Below are 12,764 nucleotides of genomic sequence, written 5' to 3'. Positions count from 1 at the left end.
GCCAGCCGGGTCAGGAGATGCCGGCCTCGGCGCACAGGTCGGCGAACTTGCCCGTGCAGATGTCCGCCGCCTTCTGGCCGCCGTCGTCGATCACGTCAGTGATGTTGTCCTTGGTGATGGCCTGCGGATCGAGCAGGATCGAGGGGACCTCGCTGTCGTCGGAGGAGTCGACCGTGGTGCCCGTGGTGTCTGCCTCCTCGCCGTTGGCGAGCGCGATGGCGACGTCGGCCAGCGCCTGCGCCTCCTGCGTGGCGGACTTGTAGACCGTCATGCACTGGGTGCCGGCGAGGATGTTCTGCAGGCCCTCGACCGTGGCGTCCTGACCGGTCACCGGCACCTTGCCGGCCTGGCCGTTGCCCTCGAGGATGCTGATGGCGGCGCCACCCAGCCCGTCGTTGGCCGCGAGCACGCCGTCGACCTTGCCGTCCGCGGCGGTGTAGAGCTGCTGGAAGATCGTGGCGGCCTCCTCGTTGTCCCACTCCGGCACGGCCTGTTCGCCGACCACCGTGTAGTTGCTCATCTCGTCCAGCACGCTGTGCGCGCCCTCGGCGAAGAGGGTGGCGTTGTTGTCAGTGGGCGAGCCGTTGAGGTAGACGATGTTGGCCTTCTTGTCACCGAGGCAGTCCGCGAGGCCCTGGCCCTGCAGCTCGCCGACGACGGTGTTGTCGAAGGACACGTAGTACTCCGCCGAGCCGCCGAGCGTGAGGCGGTCGTAGTCGATGGTGGCGACGCCCTGGGACTTGGCCTTCTCCTGGATGGCCGCCCCGGACTCGGAGTCGAGGTTGACGATCGCGAGCACCGTCACGCCGTTGCCGATCATGGTGTCGGCGATCTGGGTCATCCGCTCCGCGTCGTTCTCGGCGTTCTGGATGTCGTAGTCGACGCCGGCCTCCTCGAAGGCGGCCTCGAGCGCGGGACGGTCCGCGCTCTCCCACCGCACCGAGGACTCGGTGTCGGGCAGGATCACGCCGACCTTGCCGGTCGCCGCGGCGCTGCTGCTCTCGCTGCTGCTGTCGTCGCTGGTGTCGTTGCCCGAGCTGCTGTCGTCGTTGCCGCAGGCGGTCAGCGCCATGGCGGCGCCGAGCAGGGGGATGAGGACCAAACTGTGCTTCCGCTTCACACGAACCGCCTCCTAGCGATCTCGCACGTCGACCCGCGGGAGCGCCGGACGTCCATGCATATGTTGTGCCACGCAACATATGGAGTGACGGAGGTCACGTCCAGACGGCTGGGGTCGGTGTTGCCCGTTCGTTACCAAACCCCGCGGGGCGAGCGTCCGCCGGACTGGACCACCCGGGCTCGGCGACGGCTAGCGTGGCGGCCATGACCGGCCTCGAGGTGTCCGCCCCGTCCGTGCCGAGGTCGCAGGAGGTCCTCACGCCCGAGGCGCTGGACTTCGTGGCCGGCCTCGACGCCCGCTTCCACGAGCGCCGCGACGAGCTGCTCGCCGCGCGCCGCACCCGACGCGAGGAGATCGCCCGCACCGGCCGACTCGACTTCCTCGCCGAGACCGCCGAGGTGCGCGCGTCGGACTGGCGGGTCGCCCCGGTGCCCCACGACCTGCGGGACCGCCGCGTCGAGATCACCGGTCCCACCGACCCCAAGATGGCGATCAACGCCCTCAACTCCGGAGCGCGGGTGTGGCTGGCCGACCTCGAGGACGCCAACACCCCCCACTGGCGCAACGTCGTCGGCGGACAGCTGACGCTGCACGACGCCGTCCGGGGGCGCCTGTCGTACACGTCGCCGGAGGGCCGGCAGTACGCCGTCGCCGACCCCGCGAGCGCGCCGGTGGCCCTCCCCCGCCCGCGCGGGTGGCACTTCGACGAGGCCCACCTCACCGCCGCCGGCCGCCCGGTCGTCGCCGCGCTGGTCGACTTCGGCCTGCACTTCTTCCACAACGCCCGCGAGCTGCTCGCGGCGGGGAGCGGTCCCTACTACTACCTGCCCAAGCTGGAGTCCCACCTCGAGGCCCGGCTGTGGAACGACGTCTTCACCCACGCCCAGGCCGAGCTCGGGGTGCCGCACGGCTCGGTGCGCGCGACCGTCCTCATCGAGACGATCACCGCGGCGTTCGAGATGGACGAGATCCTCCACGGGCTGCGCGACCACGCGGCCGGGCTCAACGCGGGCCGTTGGGACTACCTCTTCAGCATCATCAAGAACTTCCGCGACGCAGGCCCCGACTTCACCCTGCCCGACCGCAACGCGGTGACCATGACGGCGCCGATGATGACCGCCTACAGCGACCTGCTCGTCCGCACCTGCCACCGGCGCGGCGCCTTCGCCATCGGCGGGATGGCGGCGTTCATCCCGAGCCGCCGCGACCCCGAGGTCAACGCGCGCGCCTACGCCAAGGTGCGCGAGGACAAGACCCGCGAGGCGCGGGCCGGCTTCGACGGGTCGTGGGTGGCGCACCCCGACCTGGTGCCGGTGTGCGCGGAGGTCTTCGACGCGGTCCTCGACGGGCGCGACAACCAGCTCGACGTGCTCCGCGAGGACGTCTCCGTGCGGGCCGGCGACCTCCTCGCGGTGGCCGCGACACCCGGCGAGCGCACGGAGGCGGGGCTGCGCGGCAACGTCCGGATCGGCATGCAGTACCTCCACGCCTGGCTCTCCGGCAACGGCGCCGCCGGCATCGACCACCTCATGGAGGACGCGGCGACGGCCGAGATCTCGCGCTCGCAGGTGTGGCAGTGGGTCCACAACGACGCCACCCTCGACTCCGGCGAGGCGATCACCCGCGAGCTCGTCGAGCGGCTGGTCGCCGAGGAGTTCGAGACCCTCGGCGGTGCGGTCGACGACGACGCCCGGCGGCTGTTCGTCGACTGCGCGCTCGGCGACGACTTCCCCGACTTCCTCACCCTGCAGGCGTACGACGTGCTGCTGGCGCGGGGCGACTGACCGGGCGGACGAACCCGCCGCTGGCGACCTGGTCGCCGCCGACCCACACGTCGGCGACGTCGGCGTCGTGGGCCAGCGCGAAGATCTTGCCGAGGGCCTCCTCCGGCGACCCGGCGTGGCGCAGCCCGATGTCGAGCGCGGTGCCGACCCGCGGGCGCAGGCAGATCGCGTCGAACTGCTTGCCGGGGCCGAGGTCGCCGGTGACGTCGCCGAGCCCGAGCGCCGCGGCGCCCGCCGCCGTGCTCAGGTGCAGCAGGTGTCCGGCGGTCAGCTGCAGCCCGTCGGCACCGAGGAGGTGCTGCAGGAAGTAGGCCTGCAGGCCCTCCTTGAAGATCGAGAAGCCGGTGCCCGCGCCGACGTCGCTGCCGAGGGCGACGCGCACCCCCGCCGCGACGTGGCGTCGCAGCGAGAACATCCCCGAGCCGAGGGCGGAGTTGCTCGTCGGGCAGTAGGCGACCGCCGTGCGCCGGGCGGCCAGCACGGCGAGCTCGGCGTCGGTGGGGTGCACGTCGTGCGCCAGCACGGCGAGCCCGCCGAGCAGCCCGTGGTGGTCGTAGGTGTCGACGTAGTCGGCGCGGTGGGGGAACTGACCGGCCACGGTGGCGATCTCGTCGTTGTTCTCGTTGACGTGGGAGGTGAAGAACGCGCCGTCGACGGCGGCGAGCACGTCGGCGCACGCCGCCAGGATCGCGTCGGAGGCGGACAGGGCGAACCGCGGCGTCACGGCGTAGCGCAGCCGGCCACGCGCGTGCCAGTCCGCCGCCAGCCGGAGGGCGTCGTCGCGGGCCCGCTCGGGGGTGGTGAGCAGCGGCTCGGGCAGGATCCGGTCGCTGACCACCAGCCCGCTCGTCACCCGCAGCCCGTAGCGCTCGGCCTCCGCGAAGAGGGCGTCGACCGCCGGGGCGAAGTGCGAGCCGAAGACCAGCGACGTCGTCGTCCCGGCGGCGATCAGGCCGGCGACCATCTCCTCGGCGACCGTGGCGGCGTAGGCGGTCGAGGCGAGGCGCACCTCCTCCGGCAGGGCGCACCGCTCCAGCCACTCCAGCAGCGGCATGCCGAGGGCGCCGATCACCCGCACCTGCGGGAAGTGGACGTGCGTGTCGACGAGGCCGGGCAGCAGGATCCCGGCGCGCAGGTCGATCACCGGCGCACCCGGACGGGCCGCGGCGACCTCGGCGAACCGGCCGCGGTCGACGATGACCCCGTCGCCCGAGACGGCCAGGCCGAGGTCGTCGTCGTAGCGGAACGCAGGCCCGGACACGGTGAACGGGTCGTCGGGAGCGTCGAAGGCGCGGGCGCGGTAGACGACCTCGGCGGCCGGCTGGCCAGGGCTCATGCGCGGGTCCGGGCTCGGTCGGCGGCGAGGAGGTCGAGCAGCTCCGCCGCGACCGAGACGGCGATCGCGGCGGGCGCCTTGGACACCGCTGCCGGCAGGCCGATCGGGCAGCGGATGCGCGCCAGTGCCGCCTCGTCGTGTCCCTCCCGCGCCAGGCCCGCGCGGAAGCGCGCCCACTTGGCGGCCGAGCCGATCAGCCCGATCGAGCCGAGGTGGGCGCACCTCAGGGCCTCGTCGCAGAGCGCGAAGTCCTCGGCGTGGTCGTGGGTCATCACCAGCACGTGGGTGCCGAGCGGGAGCGTGCCGAGCACCAGCTCGGGGACGGGCGCGTGGTGCACCCGCACCCGCGCCTCACCGTCTCCCGGCAGCGCCAGGCGCTCCTCGGACAGCTGGGCGGCACGCGAGTCGACGAGGTGGAGGTCGAGGTCGTGGGCGGCCAGGACGCGGGCCAGCTGGAGGCCGACGTGCCCGACGCCGACGACCGCCACCGACCCCACCACGGGCAGCGGCTCGAGCAGCAGGGTGACCTCGCCGCCGCAGCACTGGCGGCCGTGGTCGGTGCGTGCCTTGTCGGTGAGCCCGAGGACGAGCTGCTCGGGATCGGCGGCGCCCGCGGCCAGCATCGCCCGGGCCCGGGCCAGCGCGGTCTCCTCGAGGTTGCCGCCTCCGACGCTGCCCCACGCGCCGTCGGCGGAGACCACCATCTTGGCGCCCGGGTCGCGGGGGGCGTGGCCACGCACGCCGGCCACCGTCACGAGCACGCCGGCCCGCCGCTCGTCGCGGAGCCGTCCGACCGCTGCCAGCCAGTGCACGTCAGGCCTCCCCTGCCGCGTGGGCGGCCCGCTCGGAGCGTGGGCGCAGCGGGGGCGCCGCCGGGTCGGGCCGGTCGGGCTCGACGCCGGGCAGGCCCTCGACGACCCGGCCGGGAGCCGCGGCCCGCGCGCGCTCCACCGCCCAGAACACCGCCTCGGGGGTGGCCGGCGAGGCGAGCTCGACGCTCGTGCCCTCCGGGCCGAACGCGGCGGCGGCCGCCCGCAGCGCCTCGCGCACCGCGAAGGCCAGCATGACCGGCGGCTCGCCGACCGCCTTCGAGCCGTAGACCACGCCCGTCTCGGCGGCCTGCTCGAGGAGCGCGACGTGGAGCTCGTCGGGCAGCTCGCCGAGGCTCGGCAGCTTGTAGGTGCTGGCCGACTGCGTCGTCAACCGGCCGCGGGCCGGCCCGTGCGACTCGTCCCAGCGCAGGTCCTCGAGCGTCAGCCAGCCCACGCCCTGCGCGAAGCCACCCTCCACCTGGCCGAGGTCGACGAGCGGGGACAGGCTGTCGCCGACGTCGTGCACGATGTCGACGCGTCGCGTGCGGTGGGCGCCGGTGAACCCGTCGACCTCGACCTCGGCCGCCGCGACGCCGTAGGAGAAGTACTTGAACGGGTGGCCCTGCATCAGCGTGGAGTCCCAGTGGATGCCCTCGGTGCGGTAGAAGCCGGCCGCCCAGAGCTGCACCCGGCTGGCGTAGGCCTCGCGGACGACCTCCGCCCAGGGCAGTCCCCGCCCCGCGTCGACCTCGCGCAGGCGGGCCAGGATCTGCTCGCACGCGTGCTTCACCGCCCCGCCGTTGAGGTCGGTGCTCGAGCTCGCCGCGGTCGCAGACGTGTTGGGCACCTTGTCGGTGCGGGTGGGCGCGACCCGCACCCGGGCGAGGGGCACGCCGAGTGCGGTGGCCGCGACCTGCAGCATCTTGGTGTGCAGGCCCTGGCCCATCTCGGTGCCGCCGTGGTTGATCAGCACGGACCCGTCCTTGTAGACGTGCACCAGCGCCCCCGCCTGGTTGAAGGCGGTGAAGTTGAACGAGATGCCGAACTTGACCGGCGTGATCGCCAGTCCGCGCTTGCGGTGGGGGTGGGCGGCGTTGAACGCCTCGACCTCGGCGCGTCGGCGTACGACGTCACCGGAGGCGATCACCTGGTCCCAGGCGGCGGCGAGCCGCTCGGGGTGGCGCACCGGCTGGCCGTAGGGCGTGGACTGGCCCTCGACGTAGAAGTTGCGGCGGCGCAGCTCGGCCGGGTCGATCCCGAGGAGGGGCGCGCAGCGACCGAGGATGTCCTCGATCACCAGCATCCCCTGCGGTCCGCCGAAGCCGCGGAAGGCGGTCTGGGAGGTCTTGTGGGTGCGCGCCACCCGGCCGTGCAGACGCACGTCGGGGATCCAGTAGGCGTTGTCGACGTGGCACAGCGCGCGGGCCAGCACGGGCTCGCTGAGGTCGAGGCTCCAGCCGCCGTCGGAGGTCAGCGTCGCCTCGAGCGCGGCGAGCCGGTCCTCGCCGTCGAAGCCGACCCGCCACTGCGCGTGGAAGCCGTGGCGCTTGCCGGTCATCGTCATGTCGTGGGTGCGGCTCAGCCGCAGCCGCACCGGGCGGCCCGTGAGGACGGCCCCGAGCGCCGCCACCGCGGCGAAGCCGTGCGGCTGCATCTCCTTGCCGCCGAAGCCGCCGCCCATCCTCAGGCACTGGACGGTGACGTGGTGGCTGTCGAGGCCCAGCACGTGGGCCACGATCTCCTGCGTCTCGCTCGGGTGCTGGGTGCTGCACTGCACGAAGACCTGCCCGCCCTCGTCGACGAGCGCGAGCGAGGCGTGGGTCTCGAGGTAGAAGTGCTCCTGGCCGCTCATCTCGGTCACGCCGCTGAAGACGTGGGCCGCCCCCGCGAGCCCTTGCTCGACGTCGCCGCGCGCGACGACCGGCCGGCCGCCCTGGAAGCTCCCGGCCTCGATCGCCTCGGTGAGCGCCACGACCGCGGGGAGCGGCTCGTAGCCGACCTCCACGGCCGCCGCGCCGAGGCGGGCGGCCTCGATCGTCTCCCCCAGCACCCAGCACACCGCGTGCCCCACGAACATCGCGATCTCGGGGAACAACGGCTCGTCGTGCTTGACGCCGGCGTCGTTGGTGCCGGGCACGTCGGCGGCCGTCAGCACCCGCACCACGCCCGCCACCTCCAGCGCCGGCGCGGGATCGAGGCGGACGACCCGGGCGTGCGGGTGCGGCGAGCAGACCGGGTGGGCGTGCAGGACGTGGGGCGTACGGTGCACCAGGTCGTCGGTGTAGAGCGCGTGGCCGGTGACGTGCAGCGCGGCGCTCTCGTGGGGCAGCGACAGCCCGACGACCGCGTCGTCGGGGCGCCGGGACAGCTCGCTCACCGCTCCCCCCACCCCTCCGCCCACCAGGCTCGCAGCGCGTTGCCGAGCATCGCCGCGCGATAGGCGGCGCTCGCCCGCTGGTCGTCGATGGGCGTGCCCTCCCCGGCCAGCACGACGGCCGCGGCCTCGACGGTCTCGGCCGACCACGGCCGGCCCGCCAGGGCGGCCTCGGTGGCGCGCGCCCGCACCGGGGTGGCGGCCACCCCGCCCAGGCCGACGCGCGCCCGCGCGACGGTGCCGTCGACGACCTCGAGCGCGATCGCGACCGCGACGCTGGAGATGTCGTCGACGCGGCGCTTGGCGACCTTGCGGAACGTGGTGTGCGACGCGAGCGGCGTCGGCACCCGGACGCACCGGATCAGCTCGCCGGGGCGCAGCACGCTCTCGCGGTAGCCGGTGAAGAACTCCGCCAGCGCCACCTCCCGCTCGCCGGCGGCGGACGCGAGCACGAGGCTCGCGTCGAGAGCGAGCAGGGCGGGGACCAGGTCGCCGATCGGGGACGCGGTCGCGAGGTTGCCGCCGATGGTGGCGCCGTTGCGGATGAGCGGCGAGGCGAACTGCGGCCACAGCTCGGCCAGCAGCGGGACGGTGTCGCCGAGCGCGGCCGCGACCTCGTTGAGCGTGAGCGCGGCGCCGATCTCGACCGGTCCGCCGGCGGTGATCCCGCGCAGCTCGGGCAGCCGGTCGATCGCGACGAGGTGGGCGACCCGGCGTCCGCGCAGGTTGACCTCCACCCCCCAGTCGGTGGACCCGGCGACCACCGTGGCGTCGGGGTGCTCCGCCAGCAGCGCGAGCGCGTCGGCGAGGTCGGCGGGACGGGTGAACCCGGCGACGCGGGTCGGCACCGGCCCGGGCGCCGGGGCGGCCTGCCGCTGCGCGAGGGGGTCCCCCGGCTCGGGGCTGCCGAGCGCGAGGGCCGCGTCGCGGATCGGGCGGTAGCCGGTGCAGCGGCAGAGGTTGCCCGCGATGGCGTGCAGGTCGAACCCGCCGGGACCGTCCTCCCGGTCGGGCCGGTAGTACTCCGCGGCCATCGAGCAGGCGAACCCCGGGGTGCAGTAGCCGCACTGCGAGCCGCCGCGCACCGCCAGCTCGGACTGGACCGGGTGCAGGTCGTCGGGTCGGCCCAGGCCCTCGGCGGTGAGCACCTCCTGGCCGTCGAGCGCGAGCGCGGGGACCAGGCAGGCGTTGACCGGCGTCCACCGGCTGCGTGGCCCGTCGGGCCGGGCGACCAGGACGGCGCAGGCGCCGCACTCGCCCTCCGCGCAGCCCTCCTTGGCGCCGGTCAGCCCGCAGCCGCGCAGGAAGTCGAGCGCGTTGGTGTGGGCGGGCGTGCCGGTGAGCGGGCGCGGGCGCCCGTTGACGGTGATGTGCGGCTCGGGCACGTTCCTCCCCGTGGTGCGTGGCGCAGTGCGGTCGCATGGTTCGGGAGTCACGGGCCGCCGGTTGTCCATGCCGAACGACGACCTGCCGCCCGCCATGCTACGTGACCTGGGTCACGTCGCGGGAGAGGACGGACGAAGCCGCGGGTGCCGGTTGACGTCCTTGTAGAGCAGGTAGCGGAACCGTCCCGGGCCGCCGGCGTAGCAGGCCTGCGGGCAGAACGCGCGCAACCACATGAAGTCGCCCTCCTGCACCTCGACCCAGTCCTGGTTGAGCAGGTAGACCGCCTTGCCCTCCAGGACGTAGAGGCCGTGCTCCATGACGTGGGTCTCCGGGAACGGGATCGCGCCGCCCGGCTCGAAGCCGACGATGTTGACGTGCATGTCGTGGCGCACGTCGAGGGGGTCGACGAAGCGCTGGGTGGCCCACGCCCCGTCGGTGTCGGGCATCGGCTCGGCGGTGACGTCGTCCTCGTGGACGACGAACGCCTCGGGCACCTCGACGCCGTCGACGCGCTCGTAGGCCTTGCGGATCCAGTGGAAGGTCGCGGTCGCCTCGCCGCCGTTGCGCAGCGTCCAGCGCGCACCGGGCGGCAGGAACGCGTAGCTGCCGGCGCCCAGGGGGTGGCTCGCGCCGTCGATCGTCAGCAGCGCCTCGCCGTCGACGACGAGCAGCACCGACTCGGCGTCGGGGTCGTCGTCGGGGCGCTCGGTGCCCCCGCCCGGCGCCACCTCGACGACGTACCACGAGAACGTCTCCGCGAAGCCGGACAGCGGCCGGGCCAGCACCCACAGCCGGGTGTCGTCCCAGTGGGGCAGCCGGCTGGTGACGATGTCGCTCATCGTGCCGCGCGGCAGCACGGCGTAGGCCTCGGTGAAGACCGCCCGGCCCGACTGCCCGGTGGTCAGCTCGGCCTGCGCCGGCAGCCCGCCCCTCGGCACCCAGTAGCTCATCGCCGCTCCCCTCTCCTCAGCAGTCGTCCGCGCGGCGGGGCGGCCGGGTCGACCGGGCGTCCGCGCAGCCAGGTCGCCCGCACCGTGCCGGTGAGCGTACGCCCGGCGTAGGGCGTGACCGGGTTCTTGTGGTGCAGCGCCGCCGGGTCGACGACCCACGTCTCGTCGGGCGCGAAGACGCACAGGTCGGCGTCGGCCCCCACGGCGATCTCACCCTTGGCGGCCAGCCCGACCCGGCGGGCGGGCGCGGTGGCCATCCAGCCGACCACGTCGGCGAGGGGGACGCCGCGCTCCCGGGCACCCGTCCAGACGACCGGCAGGCCGAGCTGGAGGGAGGCGATCCCGCCCCAGGCCGCGGCGAAGTCGCCGGTGTCGCGGGCCTTGAGGTCGGCGGTGCACGGCGAGTGGTCGGTGACCACCAGGTCGATGTCGCCGTCGACCAGGGCCCGCCAGAGCGCGTCGCGGTTGGCCGCGCCCCGGATCGGCGGGCAGCACTTGAGCTCGGTGGCGCCGTCGGCGACCGAGGCGGCGTCGAAGTGCAGGTAGTGGGGGCAGGTCTCCACCGACACGTCGACCCCGGCGGTGCGGGCGGCCCGCAGGGCCGGCACGGCGCCCGAGGCGCTGAGGTGCACGACGTGCGCGCGGGCACCGGTGCGGCGCGCGGTCTCGACGACGAGCGCGACCGCGCGCTCCTCCGCCGCGTCGGGCCGGCTCTCCAGGAAGCCGCGGTAGGTGGTGCCGTGCGCGCACTCGCCCACCTCGTCGGCGTCCTCGGCGTGGACCACCAGCAGCGAGCCGAGGCGCGCGGACTCGCCCATCGCGGCCGCCAGCTCGGCGGGCGAGAGGTGGCCGAACTCCTCGACCCCCGAGTCGAGCAGGAAGCACTTGAAGCCGAACACCCCGGCCTCGTGCATCGGGGCCAGGTCGGCGACGTTGCCCGGCACCGCACCGCCCCAGAAGCCGACGTCCACCCACGCCTGCCCGGTCGCGACCGCTCGCTTGGCCTCCAGGGCCGCGAGGGTCGTGGTCGGCGGGACGCTGTTGAGCGGCATGTCGACGATGGTGGTGACTCCCCCGGCCGCCGCCGCGCGGGTGGCGCTGGCGAAGCCCTCCCACTCGGTGCGGCCCGGCTCGTTGACGTGGACGTGGGTGTCCACCAGACCGGGCAGCAGCACCTCGTCCGCGTCAAGCACGACCTCGGTGGCGCCCGCGGCGTCGGCGTCGAGGGCCGCGACGCCGACGATGACCCCGTCGCGGACGCGTACGGAGGCCGACCGCTCGACGCGCCCGACCACCGCTCGCCGGGCGCGCACCAGCAGCTCAGCTGCCACGGTAGGTGGAGTAGCCGTAGGGGTTGAGCAGGAGCGGGACGTGGTAGTGCTCGTCGGCGCCGACGGCGAAGGTCACCGCGACCTCGGGGTAGAACGCCTCGACGCCCGCCGCAGCGAACCAGGCGCCGGTGGCGAAGCGGATCCGGGCCTCGCCCCGGGGCACGTCGCTGGCCAGCTCCCCGACGCGTCCGTCGGCGTCGGTCACGGCCGACGCGAGGACCGTGCCGTCGACCGTCTCCAGCGTGACGCGGACGCCCGCGGCCGGGCGGCCGGCGGAGGTGTCGAGGACGTGGGTGCTCAACGACGCCATCACGCCACCGTCCCTGCCAGCTGCTCCCGCAGGCGCAGGACCGCGATCTGGGTCAGCTGGTCGACGGTCGCGGCGCGCTCGAGCTCGTCGCTGTTGTCGAGGCGCTGCCGCAGGTGCTCCAGGATCTCGGGCCCGCTGCGGCCGGCCGCGCGCACGATGAAGACCCGGCCGAACCGCTGCTCGTAGGCGCGGTTGCCCTCCTCCAGGCGGCGGGCGAGGTCGGCGTCGGCGTGGTCGACGCCCGACTGCTCGCGGGCGGAGTGCTCCGCGTCGTGCCGGTCGGCGTCGGCGCGCTCGCCGATCCGCGGGTGGCGGGCGAGTGCGGCGACGAGGTCGGCGTCGTCGATCGTCGCCGACGCGGCGAGCAGCGCCGCCTCCACCTCGCCGAGGTCGGCGTAGGGCCGCCCGGCCAGCACGCGGTCGACCCAGCCCGGGGCGTCGAGGCAGGTGAGCAGCACCGCCCGGGCGTCCTCCCGCCCCGCGGCGTTGAACGCGTCGAGGTCCCTCACGCCCCCTCCCGCACGACCGTGGCCTCGATGAGCCCGTAGGGGCGGTCGGCCGCGTGGAAGACCTCGCCCGGGTTGTCGAGCCCGAAGGGCTCGAGGTCGACGAGGAAGTGGTGCTTGTTGGGCGCCGCGAACGCGATCGCGGCGATCTCCTCGTGGGCCTCGAGCACGGCGCGTCCCATGGCGTAGAGGGTCTCCTGCAGCGCGCGGCTGTAGGTCGTCGCGAAGGTCGACAGCAGCAGCGCACGCACCGCGTCGTGGGCCGCGTTCCAGTCGACCTGCGCGCCGTCGCGGTAGCGCCACTGGGCACGCAGGGCCGTGGCGAGGATCCGGTCGTCGGCGTCGGGCAGCGTCGTGTAGTCGTCGCGGAGGAAGCCCTTGAACTCCGAGCCGGTCGACTTGAGCACCACCAGGTCCTTCAGCCCGGACGTCACCGTCGGGCCGGCCGGCGACTGCTCGACCACGACGGTGCGCACCTCGCCGCCGCGCCGCACGAACGCGTGGTCGTGGCCGTGACCGTCGACGGGGATCCGGTCCCAGGCGTGCTCCTCGACCTGCACGACCGCCCCCTCCGCGGCCGGGGTGGCCTCGAGCAGTCGGGCGCCGAGCGCGATCGCGTAGTCCTCGGGCGACGACACGCCGTGGCGCTTGGCGAGGGCGAACGCGGTGTTCTTCTGCGTGTCGGTCGGCAGCACCTGCGACTGGTCGCCGTCGGTGTGCGCGGCCGCGAAGTCACCGTGGAGCGACGTCGACACGGTGAGGTCGCGGATCTCGTGGCGCGGCGTGTCGCGCACGATCCGCACCACCCGCGACTCGGCCTTGCCGTAGCGGTTCGGTCCCAGCACGATTCCCATT

The 12,764-nt window shown here is 74.4% G+C and carries 11 protein-coding genes; 1 reads left to right on the top strand and 10 read right to left on the bottom strand.

The window, feature by feature from the left end; translation table 11 throughout:
• Nucleotides 1-10: 10 nt before the first annotated feature.
• On the bottom strand, nt 11-1,102 hold the full coding sequence (locus JX575_RS04360) for a substrate-binding domain-containing protein (RefSeq protein ID WP_241005329.1): 1,092 nt from the start codon (nt 1,100-1,102) through the stop codon (nt 11-13).
• A gap of 221 nt (nt 1,103-1,323) precedes the next feature.
• Here JX575_RS04360 and aceB point away from each other — a divergent pair, with 221 nt between their 5' ends.
• Nucleotides 1,324-2,904 carry a malate synthase A gene (gene aceB, locus JX575_RS04355; protein WP_186342363.1) on the top strand — a complete coding sequence of 527 codons (1,581 nt, stop codon included), beginning with the start codon at nt 1,324-1,326 and terminating at the stop codon, nt 2,902-2,904.
• Here the strand turns inward: aceB and JX575_RS04350 are convergent.
• From JX575_RS04350 to pucL, 9 genes are all read right to left on the bottom strand, one after another.
• On the bottom strand, nt 2,861-4,240 hold the full coding sequence (locus JX575_RS04350) for a guanine deaminase (protein ID WP_186342364.1): 1,380 nt from the start codon (nt 4,238-4,240) through the stop codon (nt 2,861-2,863). The two genes, aceB and JX575_RS04350, sit on opposite strands and share 44 nt — an antisense overlap.
• On the bottom strand, nt 4,237-5,052 hold the full coding sequence (gene xdhC, locus JX575_RS04345; protein ID WP_186342365.1) for a xanthine dehydrogenase accessory protein XdhC: 816 nt from the start codon (nt 5,050-5,052) through the stop codon (nt 4,237-4,239). The genes JX575_RS04350 and xdhC overlap by 4 nt, the downstream gene beginning before the upstream one ends.
• Nucleotide 5,053: 1 nt before the next feature.
• The gene (xdhB, locus tag JX575_RS04340; RefSeq protein WP_186342366.1) at nt 5,054-7,429 is read right to left on the bottom strand and encodes a xanthine dehydrogenase molybdopterin binding subunit; all 2,376 of its coding nucleotides are present in this window, start codon (nt 7,427-7,429) and stop codon (nt 5,054-5,056) included.
• Nucleotides 7,426-8,811, bottom strand: a complete 1,386-nt coding sequence (locus JX575_RS04335; RefSeq protein ID WP_241005328.1) for an FAD binding domain-containing protein — start codon at nt 8,809-8,811, stop codon at nt 7,426-7,428. Before JX575_RS04335 ends, xdhB begins: the two co-directional genes overlap by 4 nt.
• A gap of 111 nt (nt 8,812-8,922) precedes the next feature.
• Nucleotides 8,923-9,762 carry a bifunctional allantoicase/(S)-ureidoglycine aminohydrolase gene (locus JX575_RS04330; RefSeq protein ID WP_186342367.1) on the bottom strand — a complete coding sequence of 280 codons (840 nt, stop codon included), beginning with the start codon at nt 9,760-9,762 and terminating at the stop codon, nt 8,923-8,925.
• The gene (gene allB, locus JX575_RS04325) at nt 9,759-11,093 is read right to left on the bottom strand and encodes an allantoinase AllB (RefSeq protein WP_186342368.1); all 1,335 of its coding nucleotides are present in this window, start codon (nt 11,091-11,093) and stop codon (nt 9,759-9,761) included. The genes JX575_RS04330 and allB overlap by 4 nt, the downstream gene beginning before the upstream one ends.
• The gene (uraH, locus tag JX575_RS04320; RefSeq protein ID WP_186342369.1) at nt 11,083-11,403 is read right to left on the bottom strand and encodes a hydroxyisourate hydrolase; all 321 of its coding nucleotides are present in this window, start codon (nt 11,401-11,403) and stop codon (nt 11,083-11,085) included. Before uraH ends, allB begins: the two co-directional genes overlap by 11 nt.
• The gene (gene uraD, locus JX575_RS04315) at nt 11,403-11,912 is read right to left on the bottom strand and encodes a 2-oxo-4-hydroxy-4-carboxy-5-ureidoimidazoline decarboxylase (protein WP_186342370.1); all 510 of its coding nucleotides are present in this window, start codon (nt 11,910-11,912) and stop codon (nt 11,403-11,405) included. Before uraD ends, uraH begins: the two co-directional genes overlap by 1 nt.
• Nucleotides 11,909-12,763 (bottom strand): factor-independent urate hydroxylase, encoded by an 855-nt coding sequence (gene pucL, locus JX575_RS04310; RefSeq protein WP_186342371.1) that lies wholly within the window; start codon nt 12,761-12,763, stop codon nt 11,909-11,911. The genes uraD and pucL overlap by 4 nt, the downstream gene beginning before the upstream one ends.
• Nucleotide 12,764: the final 1 nt, after the last annotated feature.

This window comes from Nocardioides sp. zg-1228 (assembly GCF_017086465.1).
GTDB lineage: Bacteria > Actinomycetota > Actinomycetes > Propionibacteriales > Nocardioidaceae > Nocardioides.
Note: the sequence above shows the minus strand (reverse complement) of the source record. Positions and strands in the feature narration are given on the sequence as shown.